General features: G+C 72.6%; 16 protein-coding genes. 13 read left to right on the top strand and 3 right to left on the bottom strand.

Annotation, left to right across the window (positions count from 1 at the left end):
* Positions 1 to 12 precede the first annotated feature (12 nt).
* From AB0N90_RS07015 to AB0N90_RS07030, 4 genes are all read left to right on the top strand, one after another.
* The gene (locus AB0N90_RS07015; protein WP_365193505.1) at positions 13 to 495 is read left to right on the top strand and encodes a hypothetical protein; all 483 of its coding nucleotides are present in this window, start codon (positions 13 to 15) and stop codon (positions 493 to 495) included.
* 342 nt (positions 496 to 837) lie between these two features.
* Complete coding sequence (locus AB0N90_RS07020; protein ID WP_365193507.1) at positions 838 to 1,686, top strand: GNAT family N-acetyltransferase; 849 nt, start codon at positions 838 to 840, stop codon at positions 1,684 to 1,686.
* A gap of 19 nt (positions 1,687 to 1,705) precedes the next feature.
* On the top strand, positions 1,706 to 2,236 hold the full coding sequence (locus tag AB0N90_RS07025) for a GNAT family N-acetyltransferase (protein WP_365193509.1): 531 nt from the start codon (positions 1,706 to 1,708) through the stop codon (positions 2,234 to 2,236).
* A gap of 83 nt (positions 2,237 to 2,319) precedes the next feature.
* Positions 2,320 to 4,023, top strand: coding sequence for a proline--tRNA ligase (locus tag AB0N90_RS07030; RefSeq protein ID WP_085566823.1), 1,704 nt, complete (start codon positions 2,320 to 2,322; stop codon positions 4,021 to 4,023).
* Positions 4,024 to 4,113: 90 nt separating this feature from the next.
* Here AB0N90_RS07030 and AB0N90_RS07035 read toward each other — a convergent pair whose 3' ends face one another.
* The 3 genes from AB0N90_RS07035 to AB0N90_RS07045 all read right to left on the bottom strand — a co-directional run bounded on the left by AB0N90_RS07035 (position 4,114) and on the right by AB0N90_RS07045 (position 6,184).
* Complete coding sequence (locus tag AB0N90_RS07035; protein ID WP_365193513.1) at positions 4,114 to 5,022, bottom strand: aminoglycoside phosphotransferase family protein; 909 nt, start codon at positions 5,020 to 5,022, stop codon at positions 4,114 to 4,116.
* 98 nt (positions 5,023 to 5,120) lie between these two features.
* Positions 5,121 to 5,660: a ferritin-like domain-containing protein gene (locus AB0N90_RS07040; RefSeq protein ID WP_365193514.1), complete on the bottom strand. Its 540-nt coding sequence runs from the start codon at positions 5,658 to 5,660 to the stop codon at positions 5,121 to 5,123.
* Positions 5,657 to 6,184 (bottom strand): hypothetical protein, encoded by a 528-nt coding sequence (locus tag AB0N90_RS07045; RefSeq protein WP_365193517.1) that lies wholly within the window; start codon positions 6,182 to 6,184, stop codon positions 5,657 to 5,659. The genes AB0N90_RS07040 and AB0N90_RS07045 overlap by 4 nt, the downstream gene beginning before the upstream one ends.
* A gap of 280 nt (positions 6,185 to 6,464) precedes the next feature.
* On the opposite strand from AB0N90_RS07045, the gene rimP reads away from it, so the two are divergent.
* The 9 genes from rimP to AB0N90_RS07090 all read left to right on the top strand — a co-directional run bounded on the left by rimP (position 6,465) and on the right by AB0N90_RS07090 (position 19,553).
* Positions 6,465 to 6,971 (top strand): ribosome maturation factor RimP, encoded by a 507-nt coding sequence (rimP, locus tag AB0N90_RS07050; RefSeq protein WP_361676887.1) that lies wholly within the window; start codon positions 6,465 to 6,467, stop codon positions 6,969 to 6,971.
* 2 nt (positions 6,972 to 6,973) lie between these two features.
* Positions 6,974 to 7,960, top strand: a complete 987-nt coding sequence (nusA, locus tag AB0N90_RS07055) for a transcription termination factor NusA (protein ID WP_037654457.1) — start codon at positions 6,974 to 6,976, stop codon at positions 7,958 to 7,960.
* 107 nt (positions 7,961 to 8,067) lie between these two features.
* A complete protein-coding gene (locus AB0N90_RS07060; protein ID WP_078967300.1) occupies positions 8,068 to 8,364 on the top strand; it encodes a YlxR family protein in 297 nt (98 codons plus the stop codon).
* A 144-nt stretch (positions 8,365 to 8,508) separates the two neighbouring features.
* Entirely contained in the window at positions 8,509 to 11,571 is a 3,063-nt protein-coding gene (gene infB, locus AB0N90_RS07065) for a translation initiation factor IF-2 (RefSeq protein WP_365193521.1), read from the top strand.
* A 1,288-nt stretch (positions 11,572 to 12,859) separates the two neighbouring features.
* Positions 12,860 to 13,153 (top strand): DUF503 domain-containing protein, encoded by a 294-nt coding sequence (locus AB0N90_RS07070; RefSeq protein ID WP_365193523.1) that lies wholly within the window; start codon positions 12,860 to 12,862, stop codon positions 13,151 to 13,153.
* 76 nt (positions 13,154 to 13,229) lie between these two features.
* Positions 13,230 to 13,682 (top strand): 30S ribosome-binding factor RbfA, encoded by a 453-nt coding sequence (gene rbfA, locus AB0N90_RS07075; protein ID WP_037654448.1) that lies wholly within the window; start codon positions 13,230 to 13,232, stop codon positions 13,680 to 13,682.
* Complete coding sequence (gene truB, locus AB0N90_RS07080; protein ID WP_093679790.1) at positions 13,679 to 14,584, top strand: tRNA pseudouridine(55) synthase TruB; 906 nt, start codon at positions 13,679 to 13,681, stop codon at positions 14,582 to 14,584. The genes rbfA and truB overlap by 4 nt, the downstream gene beginning before the upstream one ends.
* A gap of 307 nt (positions 14,585 to 14,891) precedes the next feature.
* Positions 14,892 to 18,464: a trypsin-like peptidase domain-containing protein gene (locus tag AB0N90_RS07085; protein ID WP_365193526.1), complete on the top strand. Its 3,573-nt coding sequence runs from the start codon at positions 14,892 to 14,894 to the stop codon at positions 18,462 to 18,464.
* Positions 18,465 to 18,605: 141 nt separating this feature from the next.
* A complete protein-coding gene (locus tag AB0N90_RS07090; RefSeq protein WP_365193529.1) occupies positions 18,606 to 19,553 on the top strand; it encodes a bifunctional riboflavin kinase/FAD synthetase in 948 nt (315 codons plus the stop codon).
* Positions 19,554 to 19,613 lie beyond the last annotated feature (60 nt).

Here is a 19,613-nt window from a genome sequence, read left to right on the forward strand (position 1 = left end):
GTACTTTCTGGTATGCAACTACGGCTGTTTGCCGACTATTTTCAGGTATGCATCCTCGATGGGCAGTCTGCGGCCGGTCTGGTGAAGGTCTGGACACCGGAATCGCTGGCTGATCGCGTTGCCATCACTGGTGACAGCCTTACGGTTCGCACTGAGGTCAACGTTGATGTTGAAGTCAACGTTGGCTGGACGGCGACGCCGCCTGTGCTAGATGTGAACCTCTTTGACCATGTCGTGGAGGTGAGTCTGGAGATTGCATCGGGAGAAATGGTCATCATGGGATGCACTGATTATTCCCCGGACGCCTTCCGGATGAAGGTCTGGCCAGGGTGGGTTCGCCTGCGAATTCAGAAGTCGAACCTGAAGAACGCCGTACTGGCTGACCTTGAATCGGATGAGTCTCCTGAGACGATCGAGCGGATCAGGATTGATGCGTGGCCTGAAAAGCCTTTGAGCCTGCGGGTGATGAAAAGGTGGCAAGGTGTCGGAGGTTGAAGCAAGGACTCGGGCCCGAGGTCTGCTGCACCGACTGGTCCGGGACGCCTCAAGGCCGCCCTTTCCTGTACGCTGCTGACACAATTGCGGCTGTCACGTAGCACGAAACTGCACGGGTCGGGTCCTGGCAGGACTGAGACCTCAGTGCGAAACCCCGTCGGCAAGCAGCTTCGCCGGGCCGGAGTTTCCTGCGGGCTGCTACTGCTTCCTGCTCCAGGAGAGCGGTGAGCGCGGCTCCGTCGATCGGGGAGCCAGCGGGATCCCGGACTGTTCGACGCGTCGCCGGGAACGCGCGGCTATAGTGCCAAGACCAGCACAAACCCCAGGGTGAGGCCCCCGCACTTGTTGACCCAGACCACCTCACGGGTGCTCGATCCGAGCGACCTCGACGCCGCGCTCGCCGTTCTCGACCGCGAGCCGGTCGTGAACGCCTTCGTGACCGCTCGCGTCCAGATCGCCGGGCTCGACCCCTGGCGCCTCGGCGGTGAGATGTGGGGCTGGTACGAGGACGGCATGCTCACGTCCCTGTGCTACGCGGGCGCCAACCTGGTCCCGATCTGCGCCACCGAGCGGGCCGTACGCGGCTTCGCCGACCGGGCCCGGCGGGCCGGGCGGCGCTGCTCCTCCATCGTCGGTCCCGCCGACGCCACCTCCGGGCTGTGGCGGCTGCTGGAACCCCACTGGGGCCCCGCCCGGGAGGTCAGGTCCCAGCAGCCCCTGATGGTCACCGACCGGATGCCCGACGACATCGCCCCGGACCCCTACGTCCGCCGCGTCCGCAAGGACGAGATGGAGACGATCATGCCGGCGTGCGTGGCGATGTTCACCGAGGAGGTCGGGGTGTCGCCGCTGGCGGGCGACGGCGGTCTGCTCTACCAGGCCCGGGTCGCCGAACTCGTCGGCTCCGGGCGGTCCTTCGCCCGCCTGGACAAGGACGGCAAGGTCGTCTTCAAGGCCGAGATCGGCGCGGCGACCTCCCAGGCCTGCCAGATCCAGGGCGTGTGGGTGGCCCCCGAACACCGCGGCAAGGGCCTCGCCGCCCCGGCCATGGCGGCCGTCCTGCGCTACGCCCTGGCCGACGTGGCCCCCATGGTCAGCTTGTACGTCAACGACTTCAACACCGCGGCCCGCCGCACCTACCGCAGGGTGGGCTTCCAGGAGATCGGCGCCTTCATGAGTGTGCTGTTCTGAACCCGGATACGCTCCCGGCATGGATCTAGCGATCGGCCCCCTGGACCTGTCGGCCCGCGTGGACGAGGCCCTGGCGGTCCAAGCGGTGGCGTTCGGACTCGGCCCGGACGAAGTCTCCGTACGGCGCCAGATCGTCCAGCGCCATATGCAGTTCCCGGGCGCACGGGCCCTCGGCGCGACCGCCGGGGGGCTCCTCGTCGGCTTCGTCTACGGCATGCCCAACTCCCGCACCCACTGGTGGTCGACGGTCGTCGAGCCGTATCTGCGCGCGGCCGGAAACGCCGAGTGGCTGGACGACTCCTTCGTGATCACCGAGCTGCATGTCCACCCGGACCACCAGAACCGGGGCATCGGACGCCGGCTGATCACCAGGATCACCGACTCGGCCGCCGAACCCCGCTCGATCCTCTCCGCGATCGACACCGACAGCCCCGCCCGCGGCCTCTACCACTCCCTGGGCTACACCGACCTCGCCCGCCGCGTCCACTTCCCGAGCGCACCGCGCCCGTACGCCGTGATGGGAGCCCCGCTGCCGCTGCGCAGGCGATAGGGCGTTAACCGATTTCCACCCGCCCGGCAAGCCCGGCTAACCTCCTATGCCATCACCGCATATCTGGCAGGAGTACGAGAACCATGGCCAACGCACAGGTCCAGCGCATGTCCCAGTTGATGGCGAAGACGCTGCGCGACGACCCGGCGGACGCCGAGGTCCTCAGCCACAAGCTCCTCGTCCGCGCCGGCTACGTCCGCCGCACCGCCGCCGGCATCTGGTCCTGGCTGCCCCTGGGCAAGAAGGTCCTCGCCAACGTGGAGCGCGTCGTACGCGAGGAGATGGACGCCATCGGCGCCCAGGAAGTGCTGCTTCCCGCCCTGCTGCCCCGCGAGCCCTACGACGCCACCGGCCGCTGGGACGAGTACGGCCAGGAGCTGTTCCGGCTCAAGGACCGCAAGGGCGGCGACTACCTCCTCGGCCCCACGCACGAGGAGATCTTCACCCTGCTGGTCAAGGACCAGTGCACGTCCTACAAGGACCTGCCGGTGATCCTCTACCAGATCCAGAGCAAGTTCCGTGACGAGGCCCGCCCCCGCGCCGGCATCCTGCGCGGCCGCGAGTTCCTGATGAAGGACTCGTACTCCTTCGACACCGCCGACGAGGGCCTCGCCGAGGCGTACGCCCGGCACCGCGAGGCCTACCAGCGGATCTTCGCGCGCCTCGGCCTGGACTACCGCATCGTCGCGGCCACCGCCGGCGCCATGGGCGGCTCCAAGTCGGAGGAGTTCCTGGCCCCCGCCGAGGCCGGTGAGGACACCTTCGCGGACTGCCCGAACTGCGACTTCGCCGCCAACACCGAGGCGATCAACTACGCGCTCCAGCCCGTCGACGGCTCCGCCGTGCCCGCGCTGGAGGAGATCCCCACGCCCGCCACCCCGACCATCGAGACGCTGGCCGCCTCGCTCGGCGTCCAGGCCTCCGACACGCTGAAGAACCTGCTGGTCAAGGTGGACGGCGAGATCGTCGCCGTGGGTGTGCCCGGCGACCGCGAGGTGGACCTCGGCAAGGTCGAGGAGCACTTCGCGCCCGCCACCGTCGAGATGGTCACCGAGGCGGACTTCGCGGACCGCCCCGACCTGGTGCGCGGCTACGTCGGCCCGCAGGGCCTCGGCGAGAAGGTCACCTACATCGCCGACCCCCGCGTCGCCCCCGGCACCGCCTGGATCACCGGCGCCAACAAAGCGGACACCCACGCCAAGAACGTCGTCGCCGGGCGTGACTTCGAGGTCGACGAGTACGTGGACGTCGTCGTGGTCCAGGAGGGCGACCCCTGCCCCAAGTGCGGCACCGGCCTGAAGCTGGACCGCGCCATCGAGATCGGCCACATCTTCCAGCTGGGCCGCAAGTACGCCGACGCCCTCAAGCTCGACGTCCTCGGCCAGAACGGCAAGCCCGTCCGCGTCACCATGGGCTCCTACGGCATCGGAGTCTCCCGCGCCGTCGCCGCGCTCGCTGAGCAGACCGCCGACGAGCAGGGCCTGTGCTGGCCCAAGGAGATCGCCCCCGCCGATGTGCACGTGGTCGCCGCGGGCAAGGCCCTCCAGACCGAGCTGGCCCTGGACGTCGCGGGCAAGCTGGCCGCCGCGGGCGTCCGCGTCCTCGTCGACGACCGCGCCGGTGTCTCCCCGGGCGTCAAGTTCACCGACGCCGAACTGATCGGCGTCCCCCAGATCCTGGTCGCCGGCCGCCGCTCGGCCGAGGGCGTCCTGGAACTGAAGGACCGCAAGACCGGCGAGCGCGAGGAAGTGTCCGTGGAGGACGCGATCGCGCGCCTGACCGCGTAAGCACCGGCCGACGTACGACCGACGCCCTCGGGTCCTCCCGGGGGCGTCGTCGCGTTCACCTCGGGAGGAAACCATCCTTCACCGGGCCGACTAGAGCCACCCGGCGAACTCCAGCAGCAGCTCCCCGTCCCGCGGCCTGCCGACCCGCACCGCACGGACCCCCGACTCCACCGCCCGGAACAGCGTCCACCCCCGCAGCCGCTCCTGGTCCACCTCCAGCGACTCCGCGAGCCGCTTGATCCGCCGCCGGGTGATGGACGCGCCCGCGGGCGAGGCGATCAGATCCTCCACCCGGTCCCGCACCAGCCGCGCCAGATCGAACGCGTTCTCCCCGACCACCGGATCGGGACCCACCGCGAGCCACGGCAGCCGCTCGCCGGACAGCACCTTGCTCTGCCGGAACGTGCCGTGCAGCAACCGCTCCTCCGGCGGCGCCACCAGCAGGTCCTCCCGTGCCGCCAGCGCCGCGTCCACCAGCGCCGCCACCTCGGGATCGTGCTCCGCGCCCGCCCGCATCGCCACCGCCTGCCGCCCGGTGCGCTCGGCGACGGTCTCGAAGACATGGTCCGCGGGCGGCTCCACCCACAGCCGCCGCAGCGTGCCCGCCGCCTCCAGCAGCGCCTTCGCCTCCGGCAGCGAGCGCACCGAGACATCCGGGTGCAGCCGCTCCAGCAGCAGCGCCCCCTCCGCGCTGTCGCCCGCGTCCGACGCCAGCAGGTGTACGGCACCCCGCCCGCCCCAGTGGGCCAGCGCCGCCCGCTCGCTTTCCGGCCGGGCCCTCGGTGGAGCCAGCTTCAGCACCGCAGGGGTGCCGTCCGCCTGCCGCACCAGCACCACCAGGCTGCTGCGACCCCCGGGCACCTGCACCCGCTCGACGGTCAACTCCCGCCGCGCCACGGCCCGTTCGGCCAACTCGGGCAGCCGGGCCAGCCAGTCGTCCCCGGCCGGTGCCGTCTCCCCGAGCGCCCGCACCAGGCGCCGCGGCGGTTCGAAAGCCATGCGCGAGCCGTTCCCTTCCTCGTGATCCTCGTCCGTGTCCTCGTCCGTCCGGTGGCCGTCGTACGCAGCCCTCACAACGCTCGTAGCTCGTACGACGCTCAGCGGGCCGTCGCCGCGGACCCCGACGGCGCCGCGCCCGCGGCCCCCGTCCCGGATCCCGTGTCCGTGCCGGTCCCGGTGTCCGTGCCGGTCCCCGTGCCCTCGCCCGCCCGTTCGGCGAGCCCCGGGAAGGCTACGCTCTGTCCGCTCCAGGCCACCGCCCGCACCGCGGCCTCGCGCAGCGACCCCGCGGCCGAGGTGCGCCGCGCACCGGACGTCGAGCGCACCAGGTCGGCGTAGACCCCGGCCACCCGCTGCTCCAGGCGCGCGGCGAGCCGTACCGCGTCGGCCGGGTCGTGGACCGCGAACGGCAGGGCGTAGGCCGCGCTCGCCGCCACCGGCCGGCCGCCCAGGTCCCGCACCTCACGGGCCAGCGCGTCCCGCCGGGCCCGGTGGGCGTCGTACGCCGCCTTCGCCTCGCTCCGGCGCCGGTCGTCGACGCGGCCGCCGACCACGCCGTACCCGTACACCGCCGCGTGCTCTGCCGCCAACGCGGCTTGAAACGCGGCCAGTTCGGTCTTCTCGCCGTCGTCGCTCACTTCGCGGCCCCCGTCGTCAGCAGATACGCGTGCGCGGCACCGGCCGCCGCCGTGGCGGCCAGCAGCCGCGCCGACTCGCCCGGCACGTCCAGCAGCGCCTTGGCCCGCCGGTCGGCGAGCGCCCGCTCGGCGGCGGCCAGCGAGGCGAGGGCGTCCTTCGCGGTCGCCGGTACCGGTACCGGCGTCGGCGAGGCGGAGGGAGAGGGGGAGGTCGAGGGGGTCGCCGTGGGGGTCGTACCCTCCCGGAACGCGGCGGCATGGGCCGCGACCTCGGTGCGCAGCGGACGCAGCCGCTCCGCGAGGTCGGGGAACGCCTTGAGCACGGCGTCGTAGCGTCCCAGCAGCGTCGCGCTGTCCGCGGCGGCCTGCGCGCGGGCCCGTTCGGTGGCCGAGGGATCGTCGCCGCCGGAGTCGGCGCCGGATGTGCAGCCCGCCAGCAGGGCGGCGCCGGCGGCCGAGGCGAGCAGGGTTCTTCTGCGGACGCGCGGCCCCGAGGGGGTGCGCGGTGGCGAGGGATACGGCACGGCAGACGTCCTCGGGGAACTCGTACGACAAGAACGACAAAAGAAACGGCAAGAAGAAACAGCAAGAAGAAACGACAAGAAGAAGAGCGGTGCGCGGCGAGGCGCCCGTGATCACCGTACCCGCGCACCTGTCCGATACCGGTCACCGGCACCGCCCCGGCTCACCCGTCCCACGCGGGGTTGTCCACAGGTGGACGGCAACACACCCCGCGACCGGATACCCTTTGACCAGACACGCGACCCATCACACAACAGCACACGCGGCCGAGGAGTCACCCGGATGAGCACCACCCAGAGCGAGAGGCTGCGAGAGCTGCTCGAACCGCTCGTCACCTCCCAGGGGCTGGATCTCGAAGAGATCGCTGTCGACTCCGTCGGACGCAAGCGGGTGCTGCGCGTGGTCGTCGACTCCGACTCCGGGGCGGACCTGGACGCGATCGCCGATGTGAGCCGTGCGCTCTCGGCGAAGCTGGACGAGACCGAGGCGATGGGTGACGCCGCGTACGACCTGGAGGTCGGGACCCCCGGCGCCGAACGCCCCCTCACCGAGCACCGGCACTACGTGCGCGCCACGGACCGGCTCGTGAAGTTCCAGCTCACCGAGGACGGCGAACTGGTCGCGCGGATCCTGGCCGTGGACGAGGAGGGCCTCGACGTCGAGGTGCCCGGCGTCAAGGGCCGCAAGGCCACCACGCGCCGGATCGCCTTCCCGGAGATCGCGAAGGCCCGTGTGCAGGTCGAGTTCAACCGCAAGGACACCAAGGACAAGAAGGAAGAGGAGGCGTAGCCGTGGATATCGACATGAGCGCCCTGCGGGGCTTGGTCAGGGAGAAGGAGATCTCCTTCGACCTGCTGGTCGAAGCGATCGAGTCGGCCCTCCTCATCGCCTACCACCGCACCGAGGGAAGCCGCCGACACGCGCGCGTGGAGCTCAACCGGCAGACCGGGCATGTGACCGTGTGGGCGAAGGAGGACCCCGAGGACCTGGAGGAGGGGCAGGAGCCGCGGGAGTTCGACGACACCCCCTCGGGCTTCGGGCGCATCGCCGCCACCACCGCCAAGCAGGTGATCCTCCAGCGTCTGCGCGACGCCGAGGACGACGCGACGCTCGGCGAGTACGCGGGGCGTGAGGGCGACATCGTCACCGGCGTGGTCCAGCAGGGCCGTGACCCGAAGAACGTGCTGGTGGACATCGGCAAGCTGGAGGCCATCCTGCCGGTGCAGGAGCAGGTGCCCGGCGAGACCTACCCGCACGGCCAGCGCCTGCGGTCCTACGTGGTCCGGGTCGCCAAGGGCGTGCGCGGCCCGTCCGTGACGCTCTCGCGCACCCACCCGAACCTGGTGAAGAAGCTCTTCGCCCTGGAGGTGCCGGAGATCGCCGACGGTTCGGTGGAGATCGCGGCCATCGCCCGCGAGGCCGGCCACCGCACCAAGATCGCCGTCCGCTCCACCCGCTCGGGTCTGAACGCCAAGGGTGCCTGCATCGGCCCGATGGGCGGCCGGGTGCGCAATGTGATGGGCGAGCTGAACGGCGAGAAGATCGACATCGTCGACTGGTCGGACGACCCGGCGGAGATGGTGGCGAACGCCCTGTCACCCGCTCGGGTGAGCAAGGTGGAGGTCGTGGACCTCGCCTCCCGCTCCGCCCGGGTGACCGTGCCGGACTATCAGCTGTCGCTGGCGATCGGCAAGGAGGGGCAGAACGCCCGCCTCGCCGCCCGCCTCACCGGCTGGCGCATCGACATCCGGCCCGACACCGAGCAGCCTGCGGAGTAGACACCGCCAGGGAATGGATCCAGGCCGCGAGTGGCTTGGATTACGACAACAGCCGTTCGATCTTTCCCCCGAAGGGGTGAGGTCGGTGCGGGGAGGTAGACTTAGCCGTGTCTGGCCGGACGCACGCCGGAGCATGCCCTGAACGCACCTGTGTGGGGTGCCGGGAGCGGGCGGCCAAGAACGATCTCCTGCGGATCGTGCGGAGCGAGGACGAATGTGTCCCCGATCCGCGCGGTACGCTGCCCGGCCGGGGTGCGTATCTGCACCCCGCCCTGGTCTGTCTCGACCAGGCGGTACGCCGCCGGGTGTTGCCGCGGGCACTGCGCGCCCCGGGAGCGCTCGACACAAAGGCGTTGCGCCGATACGTCGAGCAGGCAACAGTTGCCGAGCAGGCAACGCCGTAAGACATGCCGTACGGAACCCCGTGCGGCTTGGTACCTCGCGAGTCGAAAGCAGGTCGAGATTGCGATGAGCACTCGATGAGTACGCGATGAGTACGCCCATGAACTAGCGACGGTCCGGCTTCACCCGGACCTCAAAGGAGCGAAGTGGCTAAGGTCCGGGTCTACGAACTCGCCAAGGAGTTCGGTGTCGAGAGCAAGGTCGTCATGGCCAAGCTCCAGGAACTCGGTGAATTCGTCCGTTCGGCGTCTTCGACCATCGAAGCGCCGGTTGTACGTAAGCTGACCGACGCCTTCCAGGGTGGTGGCAGCGGCAAGTCCGCCAAGCCCGCCCCGCGCAAGGCTTCCCCCAAGCCCGCCGCACCCTCTCCGGTGCAGGCGGCACGTCCGGCTGCCCCGAAGCCGCCGGCGCCCAAGCCCGCGACGCCGGCCGCGCAGCAGCCCGCCGCCCCGGCGGCTCCCGCGGCTCCGCAGGCCCCCGCGGCGTCCGCGCCGGCCCCGGGTCCGCGTCCGGGCCCCAAGCCCGCGCCGCGTCCGGCCCCGGCCGCCCCGGAGTTCACCGCTCCGCCGGCCGCTCCGGCCGCCCAGACCCCGCAGGCTCCGGCCGCGCAGGGTCCGCGTCCCGGTGGCACCCGTCCCGGCGCCCCCAAGCCCGGTGGCCGTCCGGCCCCCGGCCAGGGTCAGGGTCAGGCCCGTCCGGGCCAGGGTGCGCCGCGCTCCGGTGGTCAGGCCCCGCGTCCGGGTGCCCGTCCCTCCGGCCCGCGCCCGGGTAACAACCCCTTCACTTCCGGCGGCTCCACCGGCATGGCGCGCCCGCAGGCGCCCCGTCCGCAGGGTGGCCCGCGTCCCGGCGGCGCCCCCGGCGCCGGTCCCCGTCCGCAGGCGCCCGGCGCCCAGGGCGGCGGTCCGCGTCCGCAGGCTCCCGGTGGCGCGCGTCCGACTCCGGGTGCGATGCCCCGTCCGCAGGGCGGCGCCCCGCGTCCCGGCGGCCCGCGTCCGAACCCCGGCATGATGCCGCAGCGTCCCGCTGCCGGCCCGCGTCCCGGCCCCGGCGGCCGTGGTCCGGCCGGCGCCGGTCGTCCCGGCGGTGGCGGCGGCGGTCGTCCCGGTGGCGGCGGCTTCGCCGGCCGTCCCGGTGGCGGTGGCGGCGGTGCCCGTCCGGGTGGCGGCGGCGGTTTCGCCGGTCGTCCCGGTGGCGGTGGCGGCGGCTTCGGCGGCGGCCCCGGTGGCGGCGGTCGTCCCGGCTTCGGTGGTCGTCCCGGCGGTCCCGGTGGCCGTGGTGGCACGCAGGGCGCCTTCGGCCGTCCCGGTGGTCCCGCGCGTCGTGGTCGCAAGTCGAAGCGGCAGCGTCGCCAGGAGTACGAGGCCATGCAGGCCCCGAGCGTCGGCGGCGTGATGCTGCCGCGCGGCGGCGGCGAGACCATCCGTCTCTCCCGTGGCGCGTCGCTCACCGACTTCGCGGAGAAGATCAACGCCAACCCGGCGTCCCTCGTCGCGGTCATGATGAACCTCGGCGAGATGGTCACCGCGACGCAGTCCGTCTCCGACGAGACGCTGCACCTGCTCGCCGGCGAGATGAACTACACGGTTCAGATCGTCAGCCCCGAGGAGGAGGACCGCGAGCTGCTCGAGTCCTTCGACCTGGAGTTCGGCGAGAACGAGGGCACCGAGGAAGACCTGGTCGTCCGTCCGCCGGTCGTGACCGTCATGGGTCACGTCGACCACGGTAAGACCCGACTCCTCGACGCCATCCGCAAGACGAACGTCATCGCGGGCGAGGCCGGCGGCATCACCCAGCACATCGGTGCCTACCAGGTCGCGACCCACGTCAACGGCGAGGACCGCGCGATCACCTTCATCGACACCCCGGGTCACGAGGCGTTCACCGCCATGCGTGCCCGTGGTGCCCGGTCGACGGACATCGCGATCCTGGTCGTCGCGGCCAACGACGGCGTCATGCCGCAGACGGTCGAGGCGCTGAACCACGCCAAGGCGGCCGAGGTGCCGATCGTGGTCGCGGTCAACAAGATCGACGTCGAGGGCGCCGACCCGACCAAGGTGCGCGGTCAGCTGACCGAGTACGGCCTGGTGGCCGAGGAGTACGGCGGCGACACCATGTTCGTCGACATCTCCGCCAAGCAGGGTCTGCACATCGACAGCCTCCTGGAGGCGGTCGTCCTCACCGCGGACGCGGCGCTGGACCTCCGTGCCAACCCCCACCAGGACGCGCAGGGTATTGCGATCGAGTCCCGCCTGGACCGCGGTCGCGGTGCGGTCGCGACGGTCCTGGTGCAGCGAGGCACGCTGCGGGTCGGCGACACCATGGTGGTCGGCGACGCGTACGGCCGAGTCCGCGCGATGCTGGACGACAGCGGCAACACCGTCGCCGAGGCCGGCCCGTCGACGCCGGTCCAGGTCCTGGGTCTGACCAATGTCCCGGGTGCCGGTGACAACTTCATCGTGGTCGAGGAGGACCGTACGGCCCGCCAGATCGCGGAGAAGCGTGCGGCCCGTGAGCGCAACGCGGCCTTCGCGAAGCGCACGCGCCGTGTCTCCCTGGAGGACCTGGACAAGGTGCTCAAGGCCGGCGAGGTCCAGCAGCTGAACCTGATCATCAAGGGTGACGCTTCCGGTTCGGTCGAGGCTCTCGAGTCCTCGCTGCTCCAGCTGGACGTCGGCGAAGAGGTCGACATCCGCGTCCTGCACCGCGGTGTCGGTGCGGTCACGGAGTCCGACATCGACCTGGCCATGGGCTCGGACGCCATCGTCATCGGCTTCAACGTCCGTGCGGCCGGTCGTGCCGCGCAGATGGCGGAGCGCGAGGGCGTCGACGTCCGGTACTACTCGGTCATCTACCAGGCGATCGAGGAGATCGAGGCGGCCCTCAAGGGCATGCTCAAGCCGGAGTACGAAGAGGTCGAGCTCGGTACGGCGGAGATCCGCGAGGTCTTCCGCTCGTCCAAGCTGGGCAACCTCGCCGGTGTGCTCGTCAGGTCCGGCGAGGTCCGCCGAAACACGAAGGCCCGCCTCCTGCGCGACGGCAAGGTCATCGCGGAGAACCTCACCATCGAGGGCCTGCGTCGCTTCAAGGACGACGTCACCGAGATCCGCGAAGGCTTCGAGGGCGGTATCAACCTCGGAAACTTCAACGACATCAAGATCGACGACGTCATCGCGACGTACGAGATGCGCGAGAAGCCGCGGGCGTAACCGGCGGACGGTTGCCGCTGGCCGACGGGGGTTCCTGTCGGCCGGCGGTGCCGTTCCTGGGGCGGCGGTTTTTTGCCCACCCACCCGACTCGGTCGGCTGGACAGTGGCCGGACGGCTCGGGGCAGTGCCCCGGGGTGTCCGGCTCGCCCTGTCTGACCGGAGTGGGTGAGTGGCGGCGGCTGGGAGGTGCCTCTGGCCTCCGGCCCAGCGGCCGCCGGTCGGGTGGCCGGCTGGGCCTTCGGGCCCCGGCTGACCGGACCGGTCTCCGACTTCCGGCAAGCCTCCGGCCTCCGGCCTTCGACCGACCCGGCAGGGTCCGGTCGTGAGCCATCCCGACGGGCCTCGGCACATCGACTGATCAACGGGCCTTCGGCCCTCGGCCGACGCGGCGGGACTCTGGCCCTCGGCTGAGGCTGTGGGTCTCTGGCTCTCGGTCGACGTTGTGGGGCCTTGGGTCTCGGCCGACGCCGCGGGTCTCTGGCCCTCGGCTGAGGTTGTGGGGCCTGTGGGGCCTTGGGCCTTGGTTGGTGCCGTGGGCCTTTGGGTCTTCGGTCGACGCTGCGGGGGCCTTAGGCGGTCTTCGGGCGACGCCGTGGGGCCTTAGGTCTCGATTGGCCAGCGGGCCTGCAGTGCTCAGTCGATCGGGCGGGGCCTCTGGGCCATGGCCGGTCATCGGTGGGCGTTCGGGTCTCGGCGGACTCCGTGAGGCTTCGGCCTTGAGGCGGCTGGAGGGCCTGTGGCTCTCGGCCGACCGAGGGGGCACCACGTCGTCCCAAGGCGACTCGGTGGGGTCTCCGCGCCCTGGCAGGGGCGTCGGTGTCCGTGCCGCCGAATCGGCAGGGCTTCGAGGTTGGCCGGGTCGGCAGCCGAGAGGCATCAGCCGGGTCGGCAGCCTGGAGGCCGTTGGCCGTTGGCCGGTGGGTCTTCGGTCCTCGGCGCCCGAGCGCCTTCGGTCCCCGGCCATCCGTTTCGTTCTCCGGCCTCACAGCCGACCGAGTCGGGTGGTGGCTGGGCGGGGGTGGGGGCCGGGGCGGAGTCCCGTGGGTTGGGCCTTGCAGCCGACCGAGTCGGGTGGGTGGTGGGAGGCCGGGGTCCGGGGCGCAGCCCCGTGGCGTCCGGCTTTCGGCCGACCGAGTCGGGTGGGTGGGCGAGGGCCGCCGCCGAAGCCCCCCCCGCGGTGAAACCCTGTCGAGCCACCGCCCCGCACGCGGTACCGTTTCTTGATGTCCCCGGCCACCCGGCGCAGGGGCCATCGATCCCGTACCGGCGGGTGAACCGGCAACACACATGTACGTGGGGACTCTGTCCTTCGACCTCCTCCTCGGCGACGTCCACTCGCTGAAGGAGAAGCGCTCCGTCGTCCGCCCGATCGTCGCCGAACTCCAGCGGAAGTACGCGGTGAGCGCGGCCGAGGTGGATCACATGAACCTCCACCGGCGGACGATCATCGGCCTGGCCGTGGTCTCCGGCGACGCGGCGCACCTCACGGACGTACTGGACCGGTGCGAACGGCTGGTCGCCGCCCGCCCGGAGGTGGAGCTGCTGTCCGTACGCCGCCGCTTCCACGGCGACGACGACTGAGACAGCACCACAGATCCACAGAGCACAGACCGCAGAACAAAGACTCAGGAACAAGGAAAGAACGGGAGCTGGACCAGTGGCCGACAACGCGCGGGCGAAAAGGCTGGCGGACCTCATCCGAGAGGTGGTTGCCCAGAAGCTGCAGCGCGGGATCAAGGACCCGCGGCTCGGCTCGCACGTCACCATCACGGACACCCGCGTGACGGGTGACCTGCGGGAGGCGACCGTCTTCTACACGGTGTACGGGGACGAAGAAGAGCGGACGGCCGCTGCGGCGGGCCTGGAGAGCGCCAAGGGCATCCTGCGCTCCGAGGTCGGCCGCGCGGCCGGGGTGAAGTTCACCCCGACCCTCACCTTTGTCGCGGACGCCCTGCCGGACACCGCCCGGACCATCGAGGACCTCCTCGACAAGGCCCGGCAGTCCGACGCCAAGGTGCGCGAGACCTCCTCGGGCGCCACCTACGCCGGCGGCGCGGACCCGTACCGCAAGCCGGCGGACGACGAGACGGACGGCGACGCCGCGGAATGACGCAGAAGCACACCACGCCCGACGGCCTTGTCATCGTCGACAAGCCGTCGGGCTTCACTTCGCACGACGTGGTCGCCAAGATGCGCGGAATCGCCCGGACCCGCCGCGTCGGCCACGCCGGCACCCTCGACCCGATGGCGACCGGCGTGCTGGTCCTCGGTGTCGAGCGCGCCACCAAGCTCCTCGGTCACCTCGCGCTGACCGAGAAGGAGTACCTGGGCACCGTACGGCTGGGCCAGAACACCCTCACCGACGACGCCGAGGGCGAGATCACCTCGTCCACCGACGCCTCCAAGGTGACCCGGGAGGCCATCGACGCCGGTATCGCCAAGCTGTCCGGCGCCATCATGCAGGTCCCGTCCAAGGTCAGCGCCATCAAGATCGACGGCGTACGGTCGTACAAGCGGGCCCGCGAGGGCGAGGAGTTCGAGATCCCGGCACGCCCGGTGACCGTCTCCTCCTTCACGGTGTACGACGTCCGCGACGCCGTCGCCGAGGACGGCACCCCGGTCCTGGACCTGGTCGTCTCCGTCGTCTGCTCCTCCGGCACCTACATCCGCGCGCTCGCCCGCGACCTGGGCGCCGACCTCGGCGTCGGCGGACACCTCACCGCGCTGCGCCGTACGCGCGTCGGGCCGTACAAGCTCGACTCGGCGAAGACGCTGGACCAGCTCCAGGAGGAGCTGACCGTGATGCCGATCGCCGAGGCCGCCGAGGCCGCCTTCCCGCGCTGGGGGGTGGACGCCAAGCGCGCCAGGCTGCTGCTGAACGGGGTCCGCCTGGAGATGCCCGACGAGTACGCGGACGCCGGTCCCGTCGCCGTGTTCGACCCCGAGGGCCGTTTCCTGGCGCTCGTCGAGCTGCACAAGGGCAAGGCCAAGAGCCTGGCCGTCTTCGCCTGAGCGACGGCCTGAGGGCCTGAGGGCCTGAGTGCCTGCGGGCCTGGGTGAAGGCCTGAGCGGCTTGAGCGAGGGCTTTCGCCGTGGAGCGGCGGCCGGCACCGGGTGTGCCCCTGCCGCCGCTCCACGGTCCCCCCACTTCCCCCACCCCTAGGACTGTCCAGCCGCCCCCGTCTATTCACCCGTCCGGGCAGGCGCTCGGAGTGAACCGGGGGAGCGGAAGGGGGCGCGTTCCACGACCACGCCGCCCCGCCGATCATCACCCGCCTACCGTCGCCACAGGCACGGGCAAGGGCGGGAAGGCAAGACGATGACGGCAGGAGACCCGCGAACCGGCAGCGCCCGCGGGGCCACGGCGCACGGCACGGGTGACATGGCGGACGCGGCGGGATCGACACCCGCTCGCACGGAGGGGGCGCGCGGCGCGCGGGTGCTCACGACCCCCCGCCCGCGCACGGACGCCGCCCTCGGCATCCGCCGCACGGACCCCGGCCCCCTCGCGGACCCCGGCACCGCCGACCCCCTGGTCCACATCCAGGACCCCGCCGGCCGCCCCCGCGGCATCGGATTCCTCGCCGACCATCAGGGCACCCTCCTCACCAGCCACGAAGCCGTCGACGGTCTCGACCGGCTGGTGCTGCGCGCCGGAGACCGCACCCGGGTGGTCGCCGCCGAGGACGTGACCGCGCTGCCCGCCCGGAATCTGGCCCTGGTGCGCGCCGAGGGCCTGGACGCGCCCCCGCTGCCGCTGAGCTGCCGCGGGAGCGTTGCGGCCGGTACCTACGTCCGGGTCGCCGCCGGCTGCTGGCGCGAGGCGCGGGTGCTGGCCGCCGCCGAGGTGTCGTACGGCCGCCATCTGATCGGCGACGCGCTGGAGCTGGCCATCGGGACGACGGGCCGGGACGCGCTGCGCCCCGGGGGCGGGGCGGCCGGGGGACCGGTGGTGGACGCGCGTACGGGCGCTGTCCTCGGCGTCCTCGGCACCGTGCTGCACGCCCCGCACCGCGACGCAGGCTTCGCGGTGCCGCCCCGCGCCGCCGCCGGCCCCCTCGCCGAGCTGCTGGCCCGCAACGCGGCCACCGTGCCCGCGTACGGCGCCGACCTCAACCTCGCGGGCGTCCTGGAGCTGACCGCCACCTCGGTGGGCCAGGACGGGCCGCCGAGGGCGCTTGTGCAGCCGGTCGAACGCCCCTCTGCGGCAGTGGAGTTGGCTGAGTTCGCGGACGGAGACCGATGCGTGCTCGGCCTGGTCGGCGCCCCGGGCAGCGGTCGTACGACGGAACTCGCGGCGCTCGCCGCCCGCCGCGCCCGGTGCGCGGAGCCCACGCTGTGGCTGCGCGGCGCCGATCTGGAGGAGGGCGACGGCTCGGTGGCCGACGCGGCGCGGCGCGCCCTGGAACGGGCCGCCCGCATCGTCGCCGCCGCCCGTCATGTCGACCCCTCCGACCTCGGCGATCTCTCTCCCGAGCATCTCGCCGCCCGCGCGGGCCGCCCCCTTCTGCTCCTCCTCGACGGCCCCGAGGAGATGCCCCCGGCCCTGGCCCACCGGCTCCCCGAGTGGACCGAGGGCACCGTCGCCTGGCTCCGGGAGACCGGCGCCCGCCTGGTGGTGGCCTGCCGGGAGGAGTACTGGGAGCAGGCCGGGTTCACCCCAACGCTCGTACAGGCAACGGCACTTGGCGACCTCGGCATCGAGGAGGCCGGGAAGGCGCGGGCGCGGTACGGGATTCCCGAGGGGCTGCTCGCCGCGCGGGAGGCCCGGCATCCGCTCACCCTGCGGCTGCTGTCCGAGGTGTGGGCCGTACTGCGGACGGCGCGGTTCGACGGTCCGGTCGACCGCCACCAGGTGTTCACGGCCCACCTCGACCTGATGTGCCTGCGCATCGCGGTACGGCTCGCCGCCGAGCGGGGGCTGCGCGGCGCGGCCGTACGACGGCTCGCCGCGCGGGTCGCCGGGCAGGTGCACGAGGCCGCCCGGCGCAGCCTCGGGCCGGGGCAGGGGGAGCTGGACCGGGCGTCCTTCGAGGCGGTGTTCCCGTGGGGGCCGGCCCCCGAGCGGCTCGGCGGCGGCACCGGCTGGGCCTCCGCCGTGCTCGCCGAGGGCCTGCTCGTGCCGGCCGGGCGCGGCTACCGCTTCGCCCATGAGGAACTGGCCGACTGGCTCCAGGGCCTGCATCTCGACCTGGACGAGGCCGTGCACACCCTGGTGCACCGCGCCCGGGACCCCAGGGCGGAGGAGGGCGGGGTGCCCGTGCCGGTGCCGGTACCAGTGGCGGTGGCGGTGCCGCGCCATCGCGTCGGACCCGTCGTACAGGCCCTGCTGCACCTCGGCCGCCGCCAGGGATCCCGTCAACTCGCCTTTCAGTTGCGTGAGTTGGTGGACGCCCTGGATCTGGACACCGGCTCCTGGTGGGCCGCACGGCTGCTCGCCGGGACCCTGGGGCAGGTGCCGGACGCGACGCCGTACACCGAGGTGCTGCGGCTGCTCGCCGAGCGCGTCGTGGCCTGGCGGCGCGAACTGCGGCCGGTGCCGGGGGAGTTCGGGCCCGCCTTCTGGACCGGCCTGCCGGTACCCGCCGCCGAGCGACTGGACCTGCTGCGCCGGCTCGTCCTCGCCGATCCGGCCGCGGGCGCGCCCGGGGAGCGGTACCTCGATGCCGTGGCCCGGCTGCTGGCCGCCGCACCCGATGCCGTACAGCCTTGTCTGACACGGTGGTTCGAGGACGAACGGCCGTTGCCCGCGGCCCCGCACGCCACCGTGGCGACCGCCGCGCAGGCCCTGCTGCACACCCATCGCCAGGGCGCACTGGACGCGCTCACGGAGGCGCTCGCCGCGAGCGGCCACCGGCACGCGGAGGAACTGCTCACCGTGCTCGCCGAGGAGGAGCCGTCGGCGCTGTGCCGGGCCGTGCACCGCTGGGCGCACGACGAGCGGTGCACGGCCCGGCATCCGGCCGCCATGACGCTCGCGCTGCGTGCCGCCCCGCATCTGCGGACGGCCGCCGATCGCGAGCTGCTGTGCCGCGCCGCGGACGCCGTGCTCGCGCGCCCCGCCGAACACGCCCTGCACGGTGGTGCCCACGCCCTGCTGGCCGGGGCCCCGGGCACCCGCGAGCGGCACCTGGCCGAGGCGCTGCGCCACTTCGCCGAGGGCGATCCGCTCGTCCCCGCGACCGCTCTGCTGCCCGCCCTGGCCAGCCACCCGGACCCGGTCCTCGACGCCTTCCGGACCCGGCTGCGCGGCCCGCACCGGGCGGCGGCCGACTGCCTGCGCCGCCTCCTCGCCGACGCCACCACCCCGGCCCTCGCCCGCGCCGCCGCGACCCTGCTGCGGGAGGCGGCGCGCCCGCACCCGGAGACCGCGGGACGCATCGCCACCGCCGTCGACCGCCGCCTGGACCACGGCCCCGCCGCCCGTCCGGTCCTGTTCCCCCTGGTCACCGGCCTGCTCCGGGACGGACCCGAGCCACTGCGGGCCGCGCTGGCCACCGTGCTCGCCGCCTCCGACCGCCGTACACCCGGTGGTCGTACCGTCGAAAGCCGCGCCTCCGGTACGCCGCGCGCCGAACTCCTGGACTTCCTGCTCGCCCGCGAACAGGAGCCGTCCGTGCTGGTCGCCGTCCTGCACGCGGCGGCCTCGGAGACCGGTCCGGCGGACGACGTCCGCGCCCTCGTGCACCGCACCGGGCTGCTCCTGGGCCGCACCCCCGAGGGCGCCACCCGCTTCGACCGCGCCCTGGTCGACCTCGGCCGGCACGTCCCCGGGTTCGCCACCCGGATGACCCGCTGGCTCGCCTGCACCCCGGACGAGTGGGCCGCCGTGGTGGGCCCCAGCACCCGCCGCACCCTGGAGAATCTCGGGGGCGCGCGGGTACCGGCCTGACACCGCCCCTGAGCTGCCGCGGCGAACGTGCGCCCGGTCACAGCGCCCGTACCGATGCGGGCACCGGGCACCCGGCATGGCACCCTTAGACCTGCACAATCGTCAAGGTAGACACGGACACGGGTTCGAGGAGCGGTCACAGTGCAGCGCTGGCGTGGCTTGGAGGACATCCCCGAGGACTGGGGGCGCAGCGTCGTCACCATCGGTTCCTACGACGGTGTCCACCGAGGCCACCAGCTGATCATCAAGCACGCCGTCGACCGCGCCCGCGAGCTGGGCGTCCCGGCCGTCGTCGTCACCTTCGACCCGCACCCCAGCGAGGTCGTGCGCCCCGGCAGCCACCCGCCGCTGCTCGCCCCGCACCACCGCCGCTGCGAGCTGATGGCCGAGCTGGGCGTCGACGCGGTGCTGATCCTCCCCTTCACCAGCGAGTTCTCCAAGCTGTCGCCCGCCGACTTCGTGGTGAAGGTCCTGGTGGACAAGCTGCACGCCAAGTCGGTCGTGGAGGGCCCGAACTTCCGCTTCGGCCACAAGGCGGCCGGCAACGTCGAGTTCCTCGCCGAGCAGGGCAAGGTCTACGACTTCGAGGTCGAGGTCATCGACCTGTACGTGTCCGGCGCGGCGGGTGGCGGGCTGCCGTTCTCCTCGACCCTGACCCGGCGCCTGGTCGCCGAGGGCGATGTCGAGGGCGCCCGCGAGATCCTGGGCCGCCCGCACCGGGTGGAGGGCGTGGTGGTGCGCGGCGCCCAGCGCGGCCGCGAGATGGGCTTCCCCACGGCGAACGTCGAGACGCTGCCGCACACCGCCGTCCCCGCGGACGGTGTGTACGCCGGTTATCTGCACGCGCAGGGCGAGATCATGCCGGCCGCGATCTCGGTGGGCACGAACCCGCAGTTCGACGGCACCGAGCGCACGGTGGAGGCGTACGCCATCGACCGCGTCGGCCTCGACCTGTACGGCCTGCATGTCGCCGTCGACTTCCTCGCCTACGTCCGCGGCCAGGCGAAGTTCGACTCGCTGGAAGCGCTGCTGGAGCAGATGGCGGCGGACGTGAAGCGGTGCAAGGAGATCGTGGCGGCGGAGGAGTAGTCCCGGCGTCGGGCTTTCCGCCTTACGACAATGAAAGGGCGGCCGGTGCGTGGAGCACCG

This window comes from Streptomyces sp. NPDC093018 (genome assembly GCF_040684035.1).
In the GTDB taxonomy this organism is placed as follows: domain Bacteria; phylum Actinomycetota; class Actinomycetes; order Streptomycetales; family Streptomycetaceae; genus Streptomyces; species Streptomyces murinus.